Genomic DNA, 23,492 nt, shown 5'->3' with positions numbered 1-23,492 from the left:
TAATTTCGTTGCCGTAACAACATATTTGCCGACCGAAAAATATTATACTTATACCACAAGGTAAGTAATTACAACAACTTACAATTGTATAAATAAATATTTTGGAGGCAACTATGGATTATAAAATGTTTTGTTATCAATGTCAGGAAACAGCTAATTGTTCCGGCTGTACATTAAGCGGTGTATGCGGCAAAAAGCCTGATACCGCAAATATGCAGGACTTGCTCGTATATGTTACAAAGGGCATTTCGGCAGTTACCACACAAATCAGAGCAGAGGGAAAACAGATTGACAAAAGCATAAATCATCTTATTACTCTCAACCTTTTCACAACAATTACAAACGCAAATTTTGACAAAGATGTTATCGTTGAACGCATTAAAACAACCCTCAAAGTAAAAGAGAATTTGTTAAAGGAAGTTTCCGATAAATCAGCACTTCCAAGCGCATCTTTATGGAACGGAAATGAAAGTGAATTTGCGGCAAAAGCGGCTACAGTCGGCGTACTTGCCACAGAAAACGAAGACATAAGAAGTCTTAGGGAACTTATAACCTACGGTTTAAAGGGACTTTCGGCATACAGTAAACACGCAAATGTTCTTATGAATGACAATGAAGAGCTTGACGCTTTCTTACAGAGAGCGCTGTCAATGTTGCTTGACGATACACTGTCCGTTGACGACCTTGTAGCACTGACGCTTGAAACAGGTAAATTCGGCGTTGACGGAATGGCTATGCTTGACAAAGCCAATACTTCCGCATACGGTAATCCCGAAATTACAAAAGTCAACATCGGTGTACGCAGTAACCCTGCAATTCTTGTTTCGGGTCACGATCTTCGAGATCTTGAAATGCTTTTAGAACAGACAAAAGATACAGGTGTAGATGTTTACACTCATTCGGAAATGTTGCCTGCGCACTACTACCCTACTTTTAAAAAATACAGCCATTTTGTCGGCAATTACGGCAACGCATGGTGGAAACAAAAAGAAGAGTTTGAGAGCTTTAACGGCGCAATTCTTATGACTACAAACTGTATTGTACCGCCAAAGGACAGCTACAAAGACAGAATGTTTACAACAGGCGCAGCGGGCTATCCGGGTGTAAAACACATCGGCGGCGAAATCGGAGAAATAAAAGATTTTTCAGAAATCATTGAAGTTGCAAAAAAATGCAAACCTCCCGTTGAAATTGAAAGGGGCGAGATTGTAGGCGGATTTGCTCATAATCAGGTACTTTCTCTTGCCGATAAAATCGTAGAGGCCGTGCAGAACGGCGACATCAAGAAATTCATTGTAATGGCAGGCTGTGACGGCAGAGCAAAGTCAAGAAATTACTACACCGAATTTGCAAAAGCATTGCCAAAAGATACGGTAATTCTCACCGCAGGCTGTGCAAAATACAAATACAATAAACTTAATCTCGGCGATATAAACGGTATTCCCCGTGTTCTCGACGCAGGTCAGTGCAACGATTCCTACTCGCTTGCGGTTATTGCACTTAAGCTAAAAGAAGTGTTCGGTCTTGATGACATTAACGAACTTCCAATTATCTACAATATTGCCTGGTATGAGCAAAAAGCCGTAATCGTTCTTCTCTCTTTGCTTTACCTCGGAGTCAAAAACATCCATCTCGGCCCTACACTCCCTGCTTTCCTCTCTCCAAATGTATTAAATGTACTTGTAGAAAACTTCGGAATAAGCGGTATCGGTTCTGTAGAGGACGATATAAAACTTTTCTTTAATAAGTAAGATTAGTGTTTAAAACACGGTTATTATTAAATAATTATAAGAGTTTATCAAATTTTTCACTTACTGATATTTACCCCAACTTTTGATAAAAATAAAAATCACGGGCAAAACATTATACTTGTTTTGCCCGATTTGCTTATATACCAAAAAACAGCCGCATTGCTGCGGCTGTCCTCAGTTTTTATGAAGTTTTGAAATTATCGTGAAAACACGGTGTTATCAATGTAACTCGGGTTATCAGCCAACCTTGGCATCTGCTGTATCACCAAAGAAATTGAATCTGAAAAGTTTGCTTTCATCATTCTTATTATCACAGATGATGCTTGCCTCTGCAATTCTGCCGCCCTCAATAAGCTTTGTTAAGCCAACGAGCTGACAAAGTTTGCTCTTAAGGTTTAATCTGTCGCCTTCGCTTGTAACGAGATATACATTGCCCTCGCAGGTATCGAGCACGGCGAGGAATTTGGTTACATCAATGTCGTGTAAATTAAGGATTGGTGTCATAAAAATTTCCTCCTTTAAAAATATCAATTTTTATTTTTTCGTGCGCCATTTACCATTTGGCAAAATCTAGACTTAAATTCGACTTAATTAATTTTACTCGAGTAATGTGACTGTTTAATCAGCCGATAGTCAAGCGGACTATTTACTTGACAATTATTATTATACTCAAAAGTTCGTGAAAGTCAACATTTTTTAAAATATTTATTTGTACAATATGCTACTCAAATGTACATATCAACTAATTTAAAGTTGATATTTTTGTCTATATATCACAATAGTTAGAACATATGTTTACATTTTCTTCATTTGCTTTTTGCATTAGTTAATCATCTTTACTATTATAAAAGGATACTTAGAACAAAATTTTGACTTTTTTAACAAAGTTGTATTTTTCATAAACAGAATAATATATCTATTACGATTGACTAAAAACAAAAATAATACTATAATTACACTAAAAGATGAGGTGAAAACATTGATAAAGCTCTATTTAGCTGATATTTCAGTTCTTTGCGACCCCTTGAATGATAACGGTAAAATTTCTCTTTTACCTCAAGAAAGGCAAATAAAGATACTAAGATATAAACTTGCCGACGATCGCAAACGCTCGCTCGGAGCAGGTTTAATTATAAATAAAATTCTCAATGAGAATAATATTGACATAAATTCAATTTATTACGGCAGTAACGGCAAACCGTATGTTGATAAAATTTTCTTTAATGCGTCTCACTCCGGTAACTTTGCTTTCGGAGTCAGTTCCGATAAGGAGATAGGCTGTGATGTTGAAATCATTAAAAAACCTCGCCTTGACATTGCAAAAAGATTTTTCACCGAAAATGAATACAATTATATTATTCATTCGGAAAATACAAGCAATGCATTTTACAAACTTTGGACGATTAAAGAAAGTTATATAAAGCAGAGCGGCAAGGGATTGCGAACACCTCTCAACAGTTTTGAAATTAATATAAATAAAGATACCATTACCGTTTCTGAAAATAACAAGAAGAAAAATTGCTATATCACCCACTTTGAATTTAAAAATCATTCATTTGCCATATGCAGTATAGAAGAACCTCCGCTTGAAATTGAATTTAATTACTTATAAAGTAGTTCTGTTCAAAATGTTTTATAATCATTTAACTAAAAGCGTGTACTAACAATAACTTGCAAAGCAAAACGCTCCGACTGCAATTAAACAGTCGGAGCGTTTTTATAATAGGTAGATTAATGATTGAATCTTGATAAAAATGCCTGTGTTCTCGGATTTTGCGGATTATTGATTACTTGTTCGGGTGTACCTTGCTCGGCAATTACACCGTCAGCCATAAAGATAATTTTATCTGCAACATCTCTTGCAAACTCAATCTCATGAGTAACAACAATCATTGTACTGTCAGAAGTTTTAAGACTTCTAATAACATTGAGCACCTCGCCTGTAAGTTCAGGGTCAAGTGCCGATGTAGGCTCGTCAAAGCACAAAACATCAGGATTAAGAGCAAGCGCTCTTGCAATGGCAACTCGCTGTTGCTGACCGCCGCTTAGGTTACAGGGATACGATTCGCTCTTCTCCGAAAGTCCCACTTTTTCGAGCAAGCTCAATGCGGTTTCTCGGATAATTTTTTGTGCGTCTTTATGATTTTTCGCACCCATATATTCGCCTGTCTGCTTTATCTGTTCTTTTGCCGCAAGGTGTGGAGCAAGCATAATATTGTCAATTACGCTGTACTGTGGGAAAAGATTAAAAGACTGAAACACAAGTCCGAAATGCAGTCTGTTTTTGCGAATTTGCGACTCACTGTTTTTGCCGGAATCATTGCTGTCAAAAAGCACCTTATCCCCTACACTGATTTTGCCGTTCTGCGGAGTTTCAAGAAAATTAAGGCATCTTAAAAGTGTGGTTTTGCCCGAACCGGAAGAACCGATAATTGCAAGCACCTCGCCTTTCTCAAGCGAAAAGCTGATGTCTTTCAGGACGGGAGTTTTGCCGTAGCTTTTACGGATATTTTCAACGCTTAACAATGACATAACTGCCCCTCCTTAACCTTTGTAATAATCGAGCTTTTTCTCTATAAACGAGAAAAGAATTGTTAAAACACCGCAGAACACAAGGTAAAATACCGCCGAGTAGAACAACGGCCAAATAAGTCCCTGCATTGAGAAGTCTTTTGCCATCATCAAAATTTCAGGAATAGCGATAACGCTTGAAAGTGATGTATCCTTTACAAGCGTAATAATTTCGTTGCCGATCGGTGCTGTGATTTTCTTTACAACCTGCATAAGCACAACCTTAAAGAAAATCTGCGGCTTAGTCATACCAAGCACCTGTCCTGCCTCATACTGTCCCTTTGGCACAGACTCAATACCGCCACGGTATATTTCAGAAAAATATGCCGAATAGTTAATAATAAATGCTATAAGCGCCGCATTTATTCTTGAAAAATTGAATCCGCCGTTTGTCATAAGCGGTGGTACATAGAACACAACAAAAAGTTGGAGCATAAGAGGTGTGCCTCTGATTATCCACACAAAAGTTTTTGTAATCCACTTAATCGGTTTAAATTTTGACATTGAACCCATAGAAACAATAAGTCCAAGCGGCATAGCCGCAAGAATTGTCACTATAAAGATAAGGCAGTTTTGTCCAAAACCCTCTAAAAGGCTGTTTGTAACATTTATAAACTGATTCATAATTATTTTGCCTTTACAAGGAGTAAATCCTGAAGATTATATTTTTCTGCAATCTGCTCAAGTGAACCGTCGTCGGCGCAAGCCTGAATAGCGTCATTGAGTTTTGCAAGAGTTTCTTTGCTGTCCTTACGAAGTGCGATACCGTACTGTTCAGGTGAGAAAGCCTTGTCAGAAACTACCTTGAGGTCTGAATAATCAGAACCCTCTGCAAGTGTACCGATTGACATTACATAGTCGATAACCGCAACATCAGCTGTGCCTGACTTAACCTCAAGCAAAGCCTTTGCCTGTGAGTCAACCGAAACATAATCGGCGCTTGTAAAGAATTCATCACTCTGGGCAACCTCTTCACCTGCTGACTTCTTCTCTGCAACGACAGTCTTACCCTTAAGTGCATCTGCCGATGTAAGCTGATCCGCAATGTCTGCCTTAGCAACCATAACCTGCTTATTCTCCATATACGGAGTTGAAATGCTCATATTTTCCTTACGCTCTTCTGTAATTGTAAGACCGTTCCAGATGCAGTCAATAGTCTTTGCATTAAGCTCTACTTCCTTTGAATCCCAGTCAATCTTCTGGAACTTAGGTGTAACGCCCATCTTTTCGCAAACCTTTGTAGCAAACTCTGTTTCAAAACCTGTGAGATTGCCGTTTTCGTCCATATAGTTCATCGGCTCAAAATATGTAATACCGATTACAAATTCGCCTTTATTCTGAATATAAGTCCAATCGTTTTCAGTTTCCGAAGAACCTTTAGCGGTTGTTGAATTTGAACCGCCGCAACCTGCAAGAGCAGTTGCCGCCATAACACCTGCAAGTAATAAAGCTGAAATCTTTTTCATAAATGTTTTCCTCCATAATTTAACTTAGCGAAAAGCTACACTATATTATAGCATTATCACATTAGCAAAGTAAAGTGTTTTCGACAGATTTTTCCCTGTTATCGTAAATTTTATAACATTATTACAATCTGCAAGTTTGCAAAATTGCAATCGGATAACAGTTTCTTAAAAAACAAACCTGTTTTATTCTAAATGTTGGGGTAAAAATAATAAATAATGGTTTAGCAAATTGTTTCGACAAGCAATTATAAAAGTTTGGTCAACCTTTTCAAAGGTTGTGGGTGTGGGCAAAGCCCACAAATACTTTCAGTTTACGCAATCTAACGACAGCCAAACAGCTTGCGGTTTGGCGGCTTAAACACAATGGCGTTAGCCTTTAAATGCGACAGCAACAAGAAAAGAAATTAGTTATTTCACTAATAAAATATAGGTCTTTATATAGGTCTTTTTTTAATGGTTGTCGCCTGTTTTTTCAAGCTTAAGTTTTAGCACGCAAACAGCGAGCTGTTTGCGCCTGATAAATTGTTATATCGGAAGATTTTTATGGGCTCTGCCCAAACCCGCAATTTTTGAAAAAATTGAGTAAACTTATTTGTTTTTTGGAGGATAATTTAGCGTTAGCTAAATTTCAATGCCCGACCGACACTCCCTAAACCATAATTATCCCCAAACTATAAAAAGCCAAAAAGAAAACGGCACTGATAAAAAGTGCCGTTTTAAAGTTAAAATAATCAGCCGAGCTTTGCGGCAAGGAGATTACCCATATTGTACATACCTGCGCTCTGATCTGCAAGATAAACAGCGGCATTTACTGCGCCGACTGCAAATACCTCTTTTGATTGAGCCTGATGTGAAATAGTTACAACCTCATCGTGACCCGCAAAAATAACCTCGTGTTCGCCAACAATAGTACCACCTCTTACAGAGTGAATACCGATTTCATTCTTAGAACGCTTTTTGCGGTAAGAATGGCGGTCATAAACATACTGCGGTTCTTCTGCAAGTGTGTCGGAAATGCCGTCTGCAATCATAAGTGCAGTACCGCTTGGAGCGTCAATTTTCTGATTGTGGTGTTTCTCTACGATTTCAATATCGAAATCTGCCGCACCGAGAATCTTTGCAGCCTCTTTTGAAAGCTCAATAAGAAGATTGATACCGAGCGACATATTTCCCGAATAGAAAACAGCTACGCTTTCCGACGCTTTTTTTATTTTTTCAACCTGCTCCGGTGAATAACCTGTTGTGCAAAGTACGCAAGGAATTTTTTTCTCAAGCGCATATGCGAGAATATCGTCAAGAGATGCAGGATTTGAAAAATCTATAATAACATCAGCCTTTTTGTCTGATACGGCAAGGCTCTCAAATACAGGATAATCGTATGCAGGTGTGCCGAAAGGATCTGCACCGAAAACAATTTCACAGTCATTTCTTGACTGAACAGCCGAAGTAACGGCCTTACCCATTTTTCCGTTACAGCCTACAAGAGCTATATTTACCATTTTAAACTTCCCCTTTTGTACGAATTACTTTACGTGCTTGCCGAGAAGATCGTACTTAGCAAGGCAATCCTTAAGATCGTGATAGCCTGCTGCGCTCATAGGAACGAGCGGAAGTCTGCACTCACCGCAGTCAAAACCAAAGAGGTTCATAGCTGTCTTAATCGGAATAGGATTTACATCGTTAAACATAATGTTCATAAGCTCAAGATAGTGGAAATGGAGCTTTTGAGCCTCTGCAAAGTCATTTTCAAGACAAAGCTGACAAATCTTATGCATTTCGGCAGGGCAAATGTTTGCAAATACTGAAATTACACCCAAAGCGCCGAGTGACATAAACGGAACTGTCTGGTCGTCATTACCCGAATAAATGTCAAGATTATCTCCGCAAAGTGAACGAATGAGCGCAACCTGTGAAATATTGCCGCTTGCCTCTTTTGCAGCAACAATATTAGGGTGCTTGCAAAGCTCCTCATATGTCTTTGGCTGAATGTTACAGCCTGTTCTTGAAGGAACATTATAAAGAATGATAGGAAGGTCAACTGCATCTGCAATTACATTGAAGTGCTTTACAAGACCTGCCTGTGAAGTTTTATTGTAATATGGAGTTACACAAAGGAGTGCGTCTGCACCGGTTTTCTCTGCAGACTTAGAAAGCATAACAGCAGTTGAAGTATCATTGCTGCCTGTGCCTGCAATAACAGGAATTCTTCCGTTGATTTTCTCTGACACGAAAGAAAGCACTTTGCAGTGTTCTTCCTCCGAAAGAGTTGCTGCCTCGCCTGTTGTACCGCAAGCGATAATGGCATCTGTACCGTTTTCAACATGGAATTCAAGCAACTGCTCAAGTACATCATAATTTACGCTGCCGTCAGAATTCATAGGTGTTACAAGAGCAACACCGGAACCTGTGAAAATGTGATTTCCCATAATTTACCTCCATTTAAGATTTTTAATTTAAAATTAAATTTATAAAGCTGACGGCTTAAATCAGTCCATATAGCCTTCAGCGCAAAGAAGTTCCGCAAGCAATACTGCGCCGCCTGCTGCACCTCTTAATGTGTTGTGTGACATACAAACAAACTTGTAATCATACTGTGTGTCTTCTCTGAGTCTGCCTACAGAAATAGCCATACCGTTCTCAAGGTTTCTCTCACTCTTAATCTGTGGACGATCAGGCTCTGTAAAGTAGTGTAAGAACTGCTTTGGTGCGCTCGGAAGCTCAAGCTCCTGTGCTCTGCCCTTGTATGATTTCCAAATCTTGATGATTTCTTCTACAGACGGTTTCTTTACGCCGTCTTTAAATGACATAAATACAGCAGCTGTGTGACCGTCTGAAACAGGTACACGAATACACTGTGCTGTGATGGCAATATCGTCTGTCTTAACGATTTCGCCGTTCTCAATATGGCCCCAAATCTTGAGCGGCTCCTGCTCTGACTTCTCTTCCTCACCGCCGATGTAAGGAATAACATTATCTATCATTTCAGGCCATGTCTTAAATGTTTTGCCTGCACCTGAAATTGCCTGATATGTACAAGCGAGAACCTTATCTACGCCAAGCTCCTTGAGTGGGTGGATAGCAGGAACATAGCTCTGGAGTGAACAGTTAGACTTAACGGCAATAAAGCCTCTCTTTGTGCCGAGTCTTTTTCTCTGAGCGTCAATAATCTCAAGGTGATCTGCATTAATCTCAGGAATAACCATAGGAACATCAGGAGTAAATCTGTGAGCCGAGTTGTTAGAAACGATTGGGCACTCTGCCTTTGCATATCTCTCTTCAAGAGCTTTGATTTCGTCTTTCTTCATATTTACAGCGCAGAAACAGAAGTCAACCTGTGAAGCAACCTCTTCAACATTCTCTGCGTCAACAATTACCATATCTTTATATTTCTCTGGAAGATCCTTTGTCATATGCCATCTTCCCTCAACTACATCACCGTATTTCTTACCGGCACTTCTTGCACTTGCCGCAAGAACCTTTACCTCAAACCATGGGTGATTCTCAAGAAGGAGAGCGAAACGCTGACCAACCATACCTGTTGCACCGATAATACCAACTTTAAATTTCTTCTGATTCACAACAATTCCTCCGAATGAAATATTTTTTATAAAAAGCAGTTGCCTTATTTGATAAAATATTATATTATTAAGACAGTGTGTTTTGCAATGCCGAGCTTTGTCGAACAAACGCACAAACTGCTCATATTAAATTATAATATATCATTTAATATTTATAATGTCAATTATTTTTGCAATCACAAACACAATTTTTATAAATTTTCAGCCTCATTTTCGAGGTTTTTTCTTGAGAGGAACTAAAAATGAAAACAAGTGATTTTTATTACGATTTACCGAAAGAACTTATCGCTCAAACCCCCGTCGAACCCCGTGACAGTTCAAGACTTATGCTGCTTGACAGAAACACAGGTGAAATTGACCACAAGCATTTTTACGATATTATAGACAGCTTAAACCCCGGAGATTTGCTTGTGGCAAACGATTCGAGGGTTTTGCCTGCAAGAATTTACGGTATCAAGGATGAAACAGGTGCGAGAGTCGAGTTTTTATTATTAAGACAGATTACAGGCAACCGTTGGGAAGCTCTCTGCAAACCCGGTAAAAAAGCCAAAGAGGGCGCTTCTTTTACTTTCGGTGACGGACTTTTAAAAGCTACCGTTGCAGAAGTAAAAGATGACGGCAACAGAATAGTTGACTTTGAATGTGACGAAAACTTTTTCAGCACACTTGACAAAATCGGTCAGATGCCGCTTCCTCCTTATATTACGGAGGAACTTAAAGACAAAGAGCGTTACCAGACAGTTTACAGTCACGAATTGGGTTCTGCCGCCGCTCCCACAGCAGGACTTCACTTTACAAAAGAGCTTATGCAAAGAATAAAGGATAAAGGCGTAAATATTGCTTATGTTACACTGCATGTCGGTCTGGGAACATTCCGTCCCGTAAAGGTAGATGATGTAACAAAGCATAAAATGCACAGCGAACATTACGAAATTCCGCAAGAAACCGCAAAACTTATTAATGAAACAAAGAAAAACGGCGGCAGAGTAATTGCAGTCGGCACAACTTCCTGCCGTACTCTTGAAAGTGTTGCGTCATTCTACGGAGAAATTAAGCCGTGCGAGGGATTTACGGATATATTCATTTATCCGGGTTATGAGTTTAAAGTGCTTGACGGACTTATCACAAACTTCCACCTGCCCGAAAGCACACTTATTATGCTTGTAAGCGCATTTGCAGGATATGACAATGTAATGAATGCGTACAAAACCGCCGTTGAAGAAAAATACAGATTTTTCTCATTCGGCGATGCAATGTTCATTTCTTAAGATTAAAAACATTATTATTGCGAATTAAAAGGAGATTTCTATAATATGTTAAAAATTATTAAAACAGAGGGAAACGCTCGCCGAGGCGAATTTGTTACACCTCACGGCACCGTGCAAACTCCTGCATTTATGAATGTTGCCACCTGCGGAGCAATCAAAGGCGCTGTTTCCGCACTTGATTTAAAACAGATTAAATGTCAGGTTCAGCTTTGCAACACATATCACCTGCACCTAAGACCGGGTGACGAAAAAGTTAAGCAAATGGGCGGACTTCACAAATTCACCCGTTGGGACGGTCCTATCCTCACCGACAGCGGCGGATTTCAAGTTTTCTCGCTTGCAAAGCTAAGAAATATTAAAGAAGAGGGCGTTTACTTCAACTCTCATATTGACGGCAGAAAAATTTTTATGGGACCCGAAGAAAGTATGCGTATTCAGTCAAACCTCGGCTCTACAATAGCAATGGCTTTTGACGAGTGTGTAGAAAACCCATCTCCATATGACTATACAAAGAAAAGCGTTGAGCGTACAACACGCTGGCTTAAAAGATGTATAGCAGAAATGAACCGTCTTAACTCGCTTGAAGATACACTCAACCGTGAGCAAATGCTCTTCGGCATAAATCAGGGCGGCATTTACAATGACTTGCGTATTAATCATATGAAAGAAATTGCAGACCTTGACCTTCCGGGCTATTCAATAGGCGGTCTTGCTGTCGGAGAACCTACGGAAAAAATGTATGAAATCATCGAAGCGGTTGAGCCTTATGCACCGAAAGACAAACCGAGATACCTTATGGGCGTAGGTACTCCCGTAAACATTCTTGAGGGAATCGCAAGAGGCATTGACATTTTTGACTGTGTAATGCCAAGCCGTAACGCAAGACACGGACAGCTGTTTACATGGGAGGGTGTGCGCAACATTAACAACGCAAAATACGAAGTTGACGAACGCCCGATTGATGAGCATTGCGACTGCCCTGTTTGTCAAAACTTTTCAAGAGCATATATACGACACCTCCTCAAAAGCGGTGAAATGCTCGGTATGCGCCTCGCCGTTCTTCACAATCTGTACTTTTATAATAATCTTACGGCAGTTATCAGAGAACAGCTTGACAACGGCACTTTCACAGAATTTTACAATAAATATCGCAATATTCTCGGAGTGAGAATTTAATATCGATATTTTTTAAAAAACTTCTTGCAAGATTAATATAAAGCTGTTATAATCAATGTAATGTATGAAAGGAATGACTGCTATGAATTTTTTAAATCAGGTTGTACTTGCTGACGCTGCTTCGGGCAACGCTTTCGGTACATACGGTATGATTCTTATTTGGGTTTTGGTATTCGCTGCAATGTACTTCTTTATTTTGCGCCCAAGCTCAAAGAAGAAAAAAGAAGAAGCACAGATGAGAAACTCTCTTGAAATTGGTGATGAAATTACAACAATCGGCGGCATTATGGGCAGAGTTGTTGCAATTAAAGATGATGAGGACGCTATCATTATTGAAACAGGTTCCGACAGAGTTAAAATGAAATTTAAAAAGTGGTGCATCTCTACTGTTGATACAGTTAAGGAAGCTCCCGCAAAAGAGAAATCTTCTGAAAAAGAAGAAAAGACAGAGAAAAAAGGTCTTTTCGGTAAAAAGAAAAAGGACGAAGAGGACAAGTAATCTAATCTTTTCGTTTCATTCACTTAGTTTTTGAATTAAATAACTTTCCCTCGAATATATATGAGTATATTAATATTTATATTATTCGGGGGAATTTTTATGTCTGATAAAAAACAACTCATAAAATCGGTTTTTGTAGGTGTACTTACATCCGCACTTACGGAAATTATACTTATGTCGCTGTTCTCCGTACTGATAATAACCTCGGGGTTACTGCCTGCCGATATTACCGACTACATAATGGTGGCAGTCACAGCTATGTCGGTATTCTGCGGCGGATTTATCTGTGCAAAAGTCAATAAATCTTCCGGATTAATATGCGGTTTACTCACAGCAGCGGCGGTATTTGTAATTATTACCGTAATCGGGCTTTTGCAAAGCGAAGCCGTACTTACCCCTCTTTCTCTGATTAAACTCGGCGCAATGCTTATCTGCGGCTGTGCGGGCGGTGTATTGGGAGTTAATCAAAAAGAAAAGGTATTTATAAAATAAAAATGTAGTTTTAACGATTTTAATAAATTATTTGGTTCTTTTGCAATAATTTACCAAACAATTATAAAAGTTTGGTCAACCTTTTCAAAGGTCGTGGGTGTGGGCAAAGCCCACAAATACTTTTCGCTTACGCAATCTAACGATAGCCAAACAGCCTGCTGTTTGGCGGCTTAAACACAACGGCGTTAGCCTTTAAATGCGACAGCAACAAGAAAAAGCATTTGTTATATAATGAAAAAGTTAATCATTTATTTTCTAAAAAGCTATCGCCTGTTTTAACAAACTTAGTCTTAGCACGCAAACAGCTGCGCTGTTTGCGCCCGATAAATTGCTATATTTGAAAATATTATGGGCGCTGCCCAAACCCGCAAGCCTTTAAAAAGGCTTGACCTATATTTTTAAATTATTTAGCTTAACTCGTGCAATAAACCATAATTTATTAATATTATCCAAACATTTAGAACAGAACTAATTATTTTTCTTTATACATTTTCTTTATACAAAATATGACAGAGCTTTGAGTTTTTGAATCAAAGCTCTGTTTTTTGTAAAAATTTACAAGTTTGTTTACAAAATATTCATAAACTATTCAGAAAAAAATATAGAAAAAAATCCTGTAATATGATATAATAGCATAATACGGAAGTGTGCCGTAATGAAGGTATATGAAAACAATACATTTGTGTAATAGATAGGATGTGTAAAAATGGCCAGAGGTATTAAATTACCGGAAGAATTAAAAGATTGGAAAATCACTTCGCTTGTTTCCGAAAAGAAAGGGCAAAATAAATATCGAATTGTAAAAAAAGACAGCAGCGGCGAGGTTTTCGCTAACCTGTTCCATATTTTTGCATACGGTAATCACTACAGCAATGAGAAAGCCGATTTTTTTGAAGATGAAGTTAATTTTCTCAATTCCATAGCTGATAAAAAAGAATATTTCACCTGCTTTGGCGCTTATCTTTATGATAATCCGTCAAAAGAAAAAGCAGATATGTATATTGCTACAGAGGAACTTGAACCTCTTTCAAAAGTAATGCGCAGTAAAAACTTTACTGACGACGAAATTACCGATTTTGGCTTGCAGATGGCTGAAATTCTTATGTTTCTCGAAGAAAAAAATATTTTTCACGGCAATATCCGCCCGGAAAATATTTTTGTAACCGCAGACGGTAAGTACAAGCTCGGAGGCTTTTCCGATTTTGAATGTAAAGCATCTGACCTTGACTTCTCAGCACCCGAAGTTGCAGAAGGCAGAAATCCTGACCTTACTACAGATATTTACTCCGTAGGTCTTATTATGTACTGCCTTGCAAACAATAAGGCTTTACCTTTCGAGGGCGGTCTTACAACTAAATCGGAAGCTGTTAAAATGCGTACCGACGGTACGGCAATTACCGCTCCTAAAAACGGCAACGAAAAGCTGAAAAGTATTATCGTTATAGCTATTCAGCCGAAAAACGAAAACAGATGGAAAAATGCCGTTAATATGAAAAACGCTTTGCTTGCTTCTTGCGGAAAACTTACTGCAGAACCCGAAAAAGCACAGGAAAAACAGGAAGAAAAAGAAACTCCCGCAGTAACGGGCACAGTGCCGACACTTTTTGAACAGGCAGAAAAAGCCGAAAAGGACAAAAAAGCAGAAGATAATACAGAAAAATCCACACAGCCGGAAGAAACAAAAGAACCTGTTGAAAATAAACCCGATGTACCTGTTGTTAAGAAAGATGAAGTAAAGGTTACGGAAACAAATTCGGAAGATACCGCAAAAATTAAACCGCAGACTGCTGAAAAAGAAAATTCGGTTGCTCCCGATGTTCCTATTTCAAACGATGTTTTTGACGAGTACGAGGTAACAAAAAAGCCCGATACCCAAGTAAAAGCATCTACTAAGGATTACGGTTCGTTCTTTGATGATATTGACGATACAGACAGCAAAAAGGCAGAACCTGTAAAAAATACCGTTTCGGAAACCGAAACAAAGAAACCGGAACCTGTAAAGCAGAAACCCGAAAAGAATGAAATCAAAAGCAGTATTCCGATTGATTATAAATCTAAAAACGCAAAAAATGCAGAGACGGACGAAAAGCCACGCAAAAAGGGCGCTGCAATTGCAATAATCACGGTCAGCGTAATTATTATACTTGCAGTTCTCGGCTTTGTCGGATGCATTGTTTACAATGAGATTTTTGCTGAAAAAATCAATAATACAAAGCCTGCCACGGCAGACGAGATAACAACAGCGGCAACTACCGTGCCACCTACGACGGTTGCACCGACTACTCAACCTACAACCGTTGCGGAAAAAGAGATTATTTCAGTTGTCGGATATGACTACGAAAGCGCTAAAAATAAACTTGAGGAGCAAGGCTTTAAGGTTGCTGAGGGCAATCACCTTTACAGCACACTTTACAGCGAGGGATATGTAATTTCTCAAAGTCCCGAATCAGGCACAAAGGCAAAACCGGGCACTGTAATTACACTTGATATTTCACTCGGCGAAGAGTATGTTGAACCCGAAACCACAGCACCCGAAGAATCAAGTCAGAGTTCTGCGACCGAAAACAATTTTATCTTTGCAAACAGCGATTCTTCATATATCAGTCAGTCAGAAGTAAAAGACCTTAGCGACAACAATCTTGAGCTTGCACTCAATGAAATTTACGCTAAGAGAGGTTGGATATTCTCCGACCCGGAGCTTTCCGCTTACTTTAATTCACAGTCATGGTACACACCACGCTACACTTCTTCGGAGTTTTCTAAGAATGTAACATTTAACGAATATGAGCAGGCTAACATTCAGCTTATTATAAATGAGCAAAAGAGCAGGGGTATTCGCTGATAACCACAGACACAAAAACATTAAAAGGATAAATCATTTATGAAAAAATTTTTTATTAAATTATTTAAAAATAAATTATTTGTTTCCTTTGCAGTAAATGCTTTGATAATGGTTTTTTGCATATATGTTTCTTCGTTTTCATACGACTCTTACAAAGACTATGAAAATTCTCTGCTTATTTCACATTATCACATACCGTACAACAATACAGTCAACTACTTACTCGCATTTGCTGTAAGCAGTATTCAATATATTTTTTCCACAATCAATATTTTTGTATTTGCACAGGTAATATTCGGCTGGCTTGCCTTTTCATCCATCACCTATGCTCTGACCGATAAATTCGGATACAAAATAGGAGTTGTATTTTCTGTATTTTTAAACATTTTATTTGCACTTAACCACTATGCAGACATAGCAAGTCAAAAGACATCCGCTATTATGCTTACTGCGGGTTTTCTGCTTATGTTTAATGCAATCAGACGAAAAAGATACAGATTTATGTGCCTGCTTGGCGCAATTGAAATTTTGATTGGCTCGTTCTACTGCTTTGAACTTTTCTTTGTTGCATTGGCGTTTGCGATTGTTTATCTTATTGCCGACCTTATTGCAAAAGGTAAATATAAAATCAAATTTCATAAGTTTATGTGGTATTTCAGACCTTTTCTCATTTTATTCGTTCTTATTACGGTTTTGACTTTTGCTCTGCATAACTACTCCGTAGCGGTCAATACTCAAAACGATACTTTAAAAGGCAACTATGAATACCATCAACTGACAGAGAAAATCGCTAATTTTCCTTATCCCGATTACAGCAAGAACAAAGAGGCTTTTAGCAATGCGGGAATAACAAAAACAGAGTACGAACTTCTCAAAGACGGTTATTACGATGAAAGCACACCGATTAATCTTGATGCGTTAAAACTTGTTGATTCACTGCAAAAGCAGAACAACAATCTTATTACAATTTGGGACAGCTTTGTGGATTTCCTTTCATCAAGCGGAGTAAGTCTTGCCTCGTTTGATAATGACGCCATGCTTATCATAATCTACATTATATTCGTTACACTGTTCCTTGTTTTTCACAAGAAAACTCATATGTTCTTCCCTATCCTGATAACTTTACAGCTCATTGTTTCAAACTCTTTACTGAGATATTTGTTCAACAGTTACTATTACACTGTATATATTTCGTGGATAATGGCTTATTGCGTACTTTTGTACAGCATAGATTTTACAGCGTTTAAAGACGGTTGTAATGCAATGCTGAAAGCCGCAAGAAAAGGAACTTTCTTTGTATCGGCTATGCTTGTTGTAACACTGTTGCTTGTAAACTGCCTTGTTTATCAGTCACACCTGCACAACAACATAGATACCAAAAGCCGACCGAGCAGACTGTATGTTGAGGTTGAAAGACATCCCGAAAGATTCTATATACTTGATACAAAGACTGCAATTGAATACACAAAATATTCAACAAACTATGTCCATCCTATGTGGGGCTTTAAATCCTCATATTTGAGCAATGTTGACAGCTTTGGATATATGCATCATAATTCGGTGCTCAACAAAAAGGGAGCAGACAGTGTGTACCGGGCGGCTATAAGTATAAAAAATGTTTATGTTATTGACAACTACATCACCTATAAAAAAGAAAACTACTTAAAGAAATATTACTCGACAGAAGAAAACAAAAGTTATTTCTATAAACTTGAAACCGAAATTGACGGTTACAAAATTTATTCGGTAGTTTAATAAAGAAAACGCTTTAGCAAGCTTAATTGTTGCTAAAGCGTTTTTTGTACAGTGCAATGAATACGCAAGTGCTTTGCTTAGTAGATTTCTCCCGGACAGATATGTAAACTTAAATCTATAAATTAAAAAGTGCCGCACCCGTTTAGGATGCAGCACCTATGTTAGATATTAATTTGAACTTGTTGAGGGTGTATTTCCTGTTATAAGCTCCTCATAAATAAACTCCGCAAAAAGTTTTCTCTGGGTTTCAAGATCCGAGAATGCAATTACCGAACCTACCGGAGTATCGTTCATATAATACCACTGACCTTCTTCAGGTACTGTGTATTGTTCAACCGAATATGTGAGGTATGTCATTGAATGTGATACAAGCGCTGTAATTTCATCTTTCTTGAGGTTTGTTGTAACAAGAGGACCAACCTTGCCTACGATTGAAATTATTTGAGTTAAGTCAGCGCCTTTCATATCGTTGAACATTGTTTCAAGTAACTTACGCTGACGGGATGTTCTGTCCCAGTCATCACCGGCAATACCGATTCCTTCTTCGGAAGAATCAAGACCTCTGTTTCTTGCATACCAAAGAGCCTGCTGACCTGTAAGGTGAACCTTGCCCGGTGCGTCAGTTATTGTTGTACGGGTATCCGACTGCTTGTTCTTGTAAAGCTGATAGTTGATGTAATCAATCTCGTCCTGAGTAAGCTCAAGGTCAATACCGCCGAGAACATCAATAATATCAATAAAACTTGCATAGTCAACAACCGCATAACGGTCAACCTTTACGCCGAAGTTTGATTCAATAGTCTGAATTGTAAGTTTCGGACCGCCGTAAGCATAGGCATTTGTAAGTTTGTCATAACCGTAACCGTCAACATATACATAACTGTCACGCTGGAAAGAAGTCATCTTAAGCTTTTTGTGACGGTTGTCAATAGACAACATAATCATTGAGTCGCTTCGGCCGAATTTCTCTCCCTTTGCATTATCCTCACCGAACAGCATAACATTAAGGACTTTTGAATCTTCAAGCAATTCATCATTGCTAAGCTGCGACTTGCTGAAAGTACCGTCAGATGTAGGCAATGTACTTGAAGTGGCTTTCGTTGAATTATTATCCGAAATATCAACAAACTTAAGCGAATTAAGAACCGAATAATAATAAAGAAGTCCGCTGCCGCCGATAAGCAAAAGAATTGAAAGAACAATTGATGTTATTCTGATTGCTCTGCCCCTCTTTTTGTAAATTTTATTTACCTGCTTATTAGAGCTTATATCGACAAAACCTTCTTTTATTTCGTTATCGTTATCGTGATTTGCCATAACATTCCTCCGAAAAACAAAGATTTAATTATGTTACAATCCGAGCATAACTAATTTAATAATTATACCATATAAGCACAATAATTAATTCTAAATAAGAATTTTATGTCTGATATTTTATAATTTTGTAAAATTATGTAAATATCAGAGGTTTTTTTACTGCATTTCGTCAAGAGAAAGTGAAAATGCAGGTAAAAACTCATTTGTAAACACATCTGCTTCAGGCATATTCATATCGGAAATTGATTTTTCTATGCCGTTTTTAGCCTCTCTGAATTCTTCGTTTCCCATACGCAGTTCTTCTATGCACTTTATAAGAGCAGAAAATCGGTCGGCTGCCTTAACAAACCTTTTGAGTTTTAGGTCATCTTTACCACTTTGTTTTATAATTTCTTCCATATCTTTTCTGAAATCTTCGGGCAAAAGTGAGCAAAGTCTGTCGGCGGCGGCATTTTCAATTTCTTTGTATGCATCTTTTATTGTATTGTTAAAATACTTTATCGGTGTCGGCATATCTCCTGTAATAATTTCTGTGGTATCGTGGAAAATCGCAAGAATACTTGCTCTTTCAGCATTCAAATTACCGCCGAATTTTTTGTTATGAATAAGCACAAGACAGTGCGCAATCATTGCAACCTGCAAACTGTGCTCGCTTAAATTCTCATATTTTGTATTATTCATAAGTCCCCAGCGATTTATGTATTTCATTCTTGACATCATAGCATAAAAATTCGACTGTTCCATAGCTGTTTTCTCCTGTTTTTTCCAAAAATATAGTGCAAATTGCCATACAATGTGGTATAATAAATATTAAGTATAAATTTTAATATAATTATAGCCGTATTTAAAGGCTTTGTAAAGAATTTTGATTTTAATATTAACCCTTTATGGAGGATAATATGGGCAGGCAACTTGAAAGACACACAAATAAAAATCATCACTTTGGATTACAGGCTTTTTTGATAGCTTTGGTAACTGCCTGTGTGCTTATTATTCCGTTTATTATTTTTGACGGCGGAGTGTTTTATTACTACGGCGACTTTAATGTACAGGAAATTCCGTTTTACCAAATGGTACACGATGCGATAAAAAGCGGTAATCTCGGGTGGAATACAACTACGGACTTAGGTTCCGATTTAATTTCAAGTTACAGCTTTTATCTGTTGGGCAGTCCGTTCTTTTGGCTGACAATTCCGTTTCCGAGTGAGGCTGTTCCCTATCTTATAGGCCCGTTGTTAATTCTGAAATTATCGCTCGCCTCGCTTTCGGCATATCTTTATTTGAAAAGATATGTACGCCACGGGCAATTTGCCGTTATCGGCGGACTTCTGTATGCATTCTCGGGTTTTTCGATTTATAATATATTCTTTTTCCATTTTCATGAACCTATGATAATGTTTCCGTTACTGCTTGCGGCATTGGATTCATTTTTATTTGATAAAAAGCGTGGCATTTTTGCTCCGGCAGTGTTCTGCGCCTGCGTAGTTAATTACTACTTCTTTACGGGACAAGTTCTGTTTGTGATTATCTACTTCCTTATGCTTGTGTTTACAAAAACATATAAATTTTCTATAAAAGAATTTTTACTTCTTGCGGTAGAGGTTTTAACAGGTTTTCTTGCGTCTGCTTTCATACTTTTGCCGTCGGTTCTCGGCATTATGGGCAATCCTCGACTCAACACTCTGCCAAACGGTTGGGACGCACTTGTTCACAGCAGTCCGCAACGGTACTGGCTGTCGATTGCAAGCTTTTTCTTCCCTGCCGATATGCCTGCATTCCCGACATTTACGCCCGATTCAAACTGTAAATGGGCTTCTGTCGCAGGTTGGCTGCCGCTTGTCGGTATGACGGGAGCAATTGCTTATCTGCAATTAAAAAAGCGTGACTGGATAAAGAAAATAATCAGTCTGCTTATAATTATGGCATTTGTCCCTGTTTTAAACTCCGCTTTCCAAATGCTCAACAGCTCAATTTACTATGCAAGATGGTACTATATGCTTGTACTGATGCTCACGCTTGCCACAATCCGTGCATTTGAAAGTCATCAGTCCGATTGGGGCAGGGCTGTAAGATGGTCAACGGGAATCACCCTTGCTATGACGGTTCTTATAGGATTTATGCCCAAAATTACCACCGTTACTACAAACGATGTCGAAACAGATGAATGGTCAATCGGCATTGCGGGCGACACACGAAGATTTTGGATATACGCACTCATTGCAGTTGTTTGCATTTTAGGATTTGTGCTTATATTTAAAAAATTCGGTTTCCATACAAAAGCATTTTATATTACAACAACCGTCACACTTTGCTTTACAATTCTGCTCACAAGCGGATTTATTATCGGCTCGGGAACCGCATACAGTTCTACCATAAAGCCGATAAAAGAAAATATAATAAACAAGCGTGACACTATTCATATCGAAGACCTTGACGATGACAGCGTAAGAAGTGATTTTTACGAATGTCCCGATAACACGGCAATGTTTTGGCGGATTAAATCCATCAATTGTTTCCAAAGTTCGGTTTCACCTTCAATTATGGAGTTCTACGATTCTCTCGGAATGACCAGAGATGTTGCCTCACGCCCCGAAACAAATATGTACGGCATACGCTCTTTATTAAGCTGTAAATATCTTTTTGATTATATGGGTGACGATGCCGATATTTCAAAGTCATTTACAGAAAAAGACGGCAAAACAAAAATGCCTTACTGGAAATTCTTAAAAGCGGAAAACGGTTTCAGAATTTACGAAAACACCTGCTACATTCCGATGGGCTTTACCTATGATTCTTTCATTACAAACGAAGAATTTGACCTTATTACAAATTCTCACAAAACCGAGGCTATTCTGTACTCAATGGTTTTAAGCCGTGAGCAGATGCAAAAATATGCCTCTGTTACAGGATATTCCGATAAAGATTATAAATATTTGTACAGTAAAACACCCGAAAAATTTACAAGTAAGGTTAACGATTATTCTTACGATAAAGACACCTATACAAAGATTTGTAAAAGCCACGCCGATAATTCTTGTTCGGAATTTAAATACACTAATAACGGCTTTACTGCCGAGTTTGATAATACGGACGGCAACGAAAATTTACTTTTCTTCAGCGTTCCTTACAGTGACGGTTTTACGGCATATGTAAACGGTAACAAAACAGATATAGAAAAAGTAAATAACGGACTTATGGCTGTTTATATTCCCGAAAATACAAAATGCAGTATTGAGTTTGTTTACGAAACTCCGGGACTTTCCACAGGTATTCTTATTTCTGTACTTTCAGCCGCAGCATTTGCTGTTTACATTTTATCAATAATTATATTCAGATTAATAAAAAAGAGGAAATAATTACATTCGGAGGATTTTAAAATGATGTTTGGTGACAAAATATTAAAATACAAAGACGAACTTCTTGCAGATCTCAACACGCTCATAGGCTTTGAATCGGTTGCAAACGAAAAGCCAGAAGAATGTCAGAATGCAATAAATTTTATGCTCAAGAGAGCAAATGACTTTGGTCTTACAGGCGAACAGGTTACCGATGAAAGTATGCACATTCAGCTTGGCAGCAAGGGTAAACTTTGCGGTATTTTAAGCCATCTTGATGTTGTACCCGCAGGCAATAATTGGAGCGTACTCCCCTATTCTCTCACAGAAAATGACGGCAGACTTTACGGCAGAGGAATAGCCGATGACAAAGGTGCCGCACTCGTTACATTGTACTGTCTTAGAGCTTTAAAAGAAGAGGGTATTGACGGTGTAAATACTCTCCGTGCCATTTACGGTACAAGCGAAGAATGCGGTATGGAAGATATTGACGGCTATTTTGAAAAAATGCCTGTTCCCGACCTTTCTTTCACTCCCGACAGCGATTACGGTATTTGCTATGCCGAAAAAGGTATTTTACAGATTGAAGTAAGCACAAAAGGAAACCTCGCAACCGTACTTTCACAGCTACATTCGGGAAAAGCAATAAACGCCGTACCCGATATTGCCTATGCATTGCTTGATTCTTCAAACTATGATGAGCAAAATCTTCTTGAACTTTCAAAAAAGACAGAGGGTAATTTTGAATTTAACTCAACAATTGACGGTCTTATGGTAATCAGCCGCGGTAAAGCCGCTCATGCCTGCGAACCGCATAAAGGATTTAATGCCGCAGCAGCGCTTGTTGAACTTCTTGCAAAGGCATATACATCAACCGAAATCGGTACGATTTGTGACTTTATTGATATTGCCCTCGGAAACGAAACCGACGGTTGTTCCCTCGGACTTAAAACTCATTGCAGTATTTCCGGTGACCTTACCGTAAACCTCGGTTATATTCATATTGAGGGCAATGAGGCAAGAGCCGCATTCGACATTCGCTATCCTGTTTCAATTACAGGCGGCAGTGTTTACAGACAGTTCAGATATGCAGCTAAACATAATAAATTAGATGTTAAGGTACTTAACCACGAAAAACCTCTTTACATTGAAAAGGACAGTGAGCTTGTTAAGCTCCTTTCGGGCACATATAAAGCAGTAACAGGCGAAGAACCCGAACTTTACACCACAGGCGGCGGAACTTACGCAAGAAAACTCGGCGGTAAAGGTCTTGCATTTGGCCCTGCTTTTAAAGATGATGAGGTTAATATGCACAATGCAGACGAAAGCATTGATAAAGAAAAATTCTTTACCCACGCACAAATCTGCCTTGAGGCAATGTACAGAATGTACTGCGGTATTTCTGACAACGAAAATTAATAAATTATATTGTTGTATAGACA

19 protein-coding genes are annotated in these 23,492 nt (G+C 38.4%); 10 read left to right on the top strand and 9 right to left on the bottom strand.

Annotated features, from left to right (window positions below; translation table 11 throughout):
• Nucleotides 1–113: 113 nt before the first annotated feature.
• A complete protein-coding gene (gene hcp, locus I2E21_RS04720) occupies nt 114–1,751 on the top strand; it encodes a hydroxylamine reductase (protein ID WP_195410578.1) in 1,638 nt (545 codons plus the stop codon).
• 237 nt (nt 1,752–1,988) lie between these two features.
• Here hcp and I2E21_RS04715 read toward each other — a convergent pair whose 3' ends face one another.
• A complete protein-coding gene (locus I2E21_RS04715; protein WP_022235083.1) occupies nt 1,989–2,255 on the bottom strand; it encodes a hypothetical protein in 267 nt (88 codons plus the stop codon).
• 475 nt (nt 2,256–2,730) lie between these two features.
• Here I2E21_RS04715 and I2E21_RS04710 point away from each other — a divergent pair, with 475 nt between their 5' ends.
• Nucleotides 2,731–3,363 (top strand): 4'-phosphopantetheinyl transferase superfamily protein, encoded by a 633-nt coding sequence (locus I2E21_RS04710; RefSeq protein ID WP_195410577.1) that lies wholly within the window; start codon nt 2,731–2,733, stop codon nt 3,361–3,363.
• Nucleotides 3,364–3,482: 119 nt separating this feature from the next.
• On the opposite strand, the gene I2E21_RS04705 is transcribed toward I2E21_RS04710, so the two are convergent.
• The 6 genes from I2E21_RS04705 to asd form a co-directional block, all read right to left on the bottom strand.
• Nucleotides 3,483–4,283 carry an amino acid ABC transporter ATP-binding protein gene (locus tag I2E21_RS04705; RefSeq protein ID WP_022235081.1) on the bottom strand — a complete coding sequence of 267 codons (801 nt, stop codon included), beginning with the start codon at nt 4,281–4,283 and terminating at the stop codon, nt 3,483–3,485.
• 12 nt (nt 4,284–4,295) lie between these two features.
• Nucleotides 4,296–4,946, bottom strand: a complete 651-nt coding sequence (locus tag I2E21_RS04700) for an amino acid ABC transporter permease (RefSeq protein WP_022235080.1) — start codon at nt 4,944–4,946, stop codon at nt 4,296–4,298.
• Between the two features lie 2 nt (nt 4,947–4,948).
• A complete protein-coding gene (locus I2E21_RS04695) occupies nt 4,949–5,788 on the bottom strand; it encodes a transporter substrate-binding domain-containing protein (RefSeq protein WP_195410576.1) in 840 nt (279 codons plus the stop codon).
• 731 nt (nt 5,789–6,519) lie between these two features.
• Nucleotides 6,520–7,287, bottom strand: a complete 768-nt coding sequence (gene dapB / locus I2E21_RS04690) for a 4-hydroxy-tetrahydrodipicolinate reductase (RefSeq protein WP_022235078.1) — start codon at nt 7,285–7,287, stop codon at nt 6,520–6,522.
• Between the two features lie 24 nt (nt 7,288–7,311).
• Nucleotides 7,312–8,214 carry a 4-hydroxy-tetrahydrodipicolinate synthase gene (dapA, locus tag I2E21_RS04685; protein WP_022235077.1) on the bottom strand — a complete coding sequence of 301 codons (903 nt, stop codon included), beginning with the start codon at nt 8,212–8,214 and terminating at the stop codon, nt 7,312–7,314.
• A gap of 60 nt (nt 8,215–8,274) precedes the next feature.
• Nucleotides 8,275–9,366 carry an aspartate-semialdehyde dehydrogenase gene (asd, locus tag I2E21_RS04680; RefSeq protein ID WP_347708279.1) on the bottom strand — a complete coding sequence of 364 codons (1,092 nt, stop codon included), beginning with the start codon at nt 9,364–9,366 and terminating at the stop codon, nt 8,275–8,277.
• A gap of 242 nt (nt 9,367–9,608) precedes the next feature.
• Here asd and queA point away from each other — a divergent pair, with 242 nt between their 5' ends.
• From queA to I2E21_RS04650, 6 genes are all read left to right on the top strand, one after another.
• Complete coding sequence (queA, locus tag I2E21_RS04675; protein ID WP_186935103.1) at nt 9,609–10,634, top strand: tRNA preQ1(34) S-adenosylmethionine ribosyltransferase-isomerase QueA; 1,026 nt, start codon at nt 9,609–9,611, stop codon at nt 10,632–10,634.
• Nucleotides 10,635–10,679: 45 nt separating this feature from the next.
• On the top strand, nt 10,680–11,810 hold the full coding sequence (gene tgt, locus I2E21_RS04670; protein WP_195410575.1) for a tRNA guanosine(34) transglycosylase Tgt: 1,131 nt from the start codon (nt 10,680–10,682) through the stop codon (nt 11,808–11,810).
• Nucleotides 11,811–11,892: 82 nt separating this feature from the next.
• A complete protein-coding gene (gene yajC / locus I2E21_RS04665; protein ID WP_195410574.1) occupies nt 11,893–12,309 on the top strand; it encodes a preprotein translocase subunit YajC in 417 nt (138 codons plus the stop codon).
• Between the two features lie 99 nt (nt 12,310–12,408).
• Nucleotides 12,409–12,801: a TIGR04086 family membrane protein gene (locus tag I2E21_RS04660; RefSeq protein WP_022235072.1), complete on the top strand. Its 393-nt coding sequence runs from the start codon at nt 12,409–12,411 to the stop codon at nt 12,799–12,801.
• A gap of 706 nt (nt 12,802–13,507) precedes the next feature.
• Entirely contained in the window at nt 13,508–15,643 is a 2,136-nt protein-coding gene (locus I2E21_RS04655) for a YARHG domain-containing protein (RefSeq protein ID WP_195410573.1), read from the top strand.
• A 39-nt stretch (nt 15,644–15,682) separates the two neighbouring features.
• A complete protein-coding gene (locus I2E21_RS04650) occupies nt 15,683–17,398 on the top strand; it encodes a hypothetical protein (protein ID WP_195410572.1) in 1,716 nt (571 codons plus the stop codon).
• A 168-nt stretch (nt 17,399–17,566) separates the two neighbouring features.
• Here the strand turns inward: I2E21_RS04650 and I2E21_RS04645 are convergent, their stop codons facing one another.
• The gene (locus tag I2E21_RS04645; protein WP_195410571.1) at nt 17,567–18,715 is read right to left on the bottom strand and encodes an LCP family protein; all 1,149 of its coding nucleotides are present in this window, start codon (nt 18,713–18,715) and stop codon (nt 17,567–17,569) included.
• A gap of 156 nt (nt 18,716–18,871) precedes the next feature.
• Nucleotides 18,872–19,459: a 5'-deoxynucleotidase gene (gene yfbR / locus I2E21_RS04640; RefSeq protein ID WP_022235068.1), complete on the bottom strand. Its 588-nt coding sequence runs from the start codon at nt 19,457–19,459 to the stop codon at nt 18,872–18,874.
• 155 nt (nt 19,460–19,614) lie between these two features.
• On the opposite strand from yfbR, the gene I2E21_RS04635 reads away from it, so the two are divergent.
• Complete coding sequence (locus I2E21_RS04635) at nt 19,615–22,071, top strand: YfhO family protein (protein ID WP_195410570.1); 2,457 nt, start codon at nt 19,615–19,617, stop codon at nt 22,069–22,071.
• Nucleotides 22,072–22,092: 21 nt separating this feature from the next.
• The gene (locus I2E21_RS04630; protein WP_195410569.1) at nt 22,093–23,469 is read left to right on the top strand and encodes a Sapep family Mn(2+)-dependent dipeptidase; all 1,377 of its coding nucleotides are present in this window, start codon (nt 22,093–22,095) and stop codon (nt 23,467–23,469) included.
• The last annotated feature ends 23 nt before the right edge of the window (nt 23,470–23,492 follow it).

This window comes from Ruminococcus sp. BSD2780120874_150323_B10, assembly GCF_015553695.1.
GTDB lineage: Bacteria > Bacillota > Clostridia > Oscillospirales > Acutalibacteraceae > Ruminococcoides > Ruminococcoides intestinale_A.
The sequence above is the reverse complement of the archived record's forward strand: the minus strand, read 5'-3'. Positions and strand labels throughout refer to the sequence as shown.

Coding starts and splice junctions, on each gene's coding strand:
- hcp (WP_195410578.1), top strand. CDS start 114: ATGGATTATAAAATGTTTTGTTATCAATGTCAGGAAACAGCTAATTGT.
- I2E21_RS04715 (WP_022235083.1), bottom strand. CDS start 2,255: ATGACACCAATCCTTAATTTACACGACATTGATGTAACCAAATTCCTC.
- I2E21_RS04705 (WP_022235081.1), bottom strand. CDS start 4,283: ATGTCATTGTTAAGCGTTGAAAATATCCGTAAAAGCTACGGCAAAACT.
- I2E21_RS04700 (WP_022235080.1), bottom strand. CDS start 4,946: ATGAATCAGTTTATAAATGTTACAAACAGCCTTTTAGAGGGTTTTGGA.
- I2E21_RS04695 (WP_195410576.1), bottom strand. CDS start 5,788: ATGAAAAAGATTTCAGCTTTATTACTTGCAGGTGTTATGGCGGCAACT.
- dapB (WP_022235078.1), bottom strand. CDS start 7,287: ATGGTAAATATAGCTCTTGTAGGCTGTAACGGAAAAATGGGTAAGGCC.
- dapA (WP_022235077.1), bottom strand. CDS start 8,214: ATGGGAAATCACATTTTCACAGGTTCCGGTGTTGCTCTTGTAACACCT.
- queA (WP_186935103.1), top strand. CDS start 9,609: ATGAAAACAAGTGATTTTTATTACGATTTACCGAAAGAACTTATCGCT.
- tgt (WP_195410575.1), top strand. CDS start 10,680: ATGTTAAAAATTATTAAAACAGAGGGAAACGCTCGCCGAGGCGAATTT.
- yajC (WP_195410574.1), top strand. CDS start 11,893: ATGAATTTTTTAAATCAGGTTGTACTTGCTGACGCTGCTTCGGGCAAC.
- I2E21_RS04660 (WP_022235072.1), top strand. CDS start 12,409: ATGTCTGATAAAAAACAACTCATAAAATCGGTTTTTGTAGGTGTACTT.
- I2E21_RS04655 (WP_195410573.1), top strand. CDS start 13,508: ATGGCCAGAGGTATTAAATTACCGGAAGAATTAAAAGATTGGAAAATC.
- I2E21_RS04650 (WP_195410572.1), top strand. CDS start 15,683: ATGAAAAAATTTTTTATTAAATTATTTAAAAATAAATTATTTGTTTCC.
- I2E21_RS04645 (WP_195410571.1), bottom strand. CDS start 18,715: ATGGCAAATCACGATAACGATAACGAAATAAAAGAAGGTTTTGTCGAT.
- yfbR (WP_022235068.1), bottom strand. CDS start 19,459: ATGGAACAGTCGAATTTTTATGCTATGATGTCAAGAATGAAATACATA.
- I2E21_RS04635 (WP_195410570.1), top strand. CDS start 19,615: ATGGGCAGGCAACTTGAAAGACACACAAATAAAAATCATCACTTTGGA.
- I2E21_RS04630 (WP_195410569.1), top strand. CDS start 22,093: ATGATGTTTGGTGACAAAATATTAAAATACAAAGACGAACTTCTTGCA.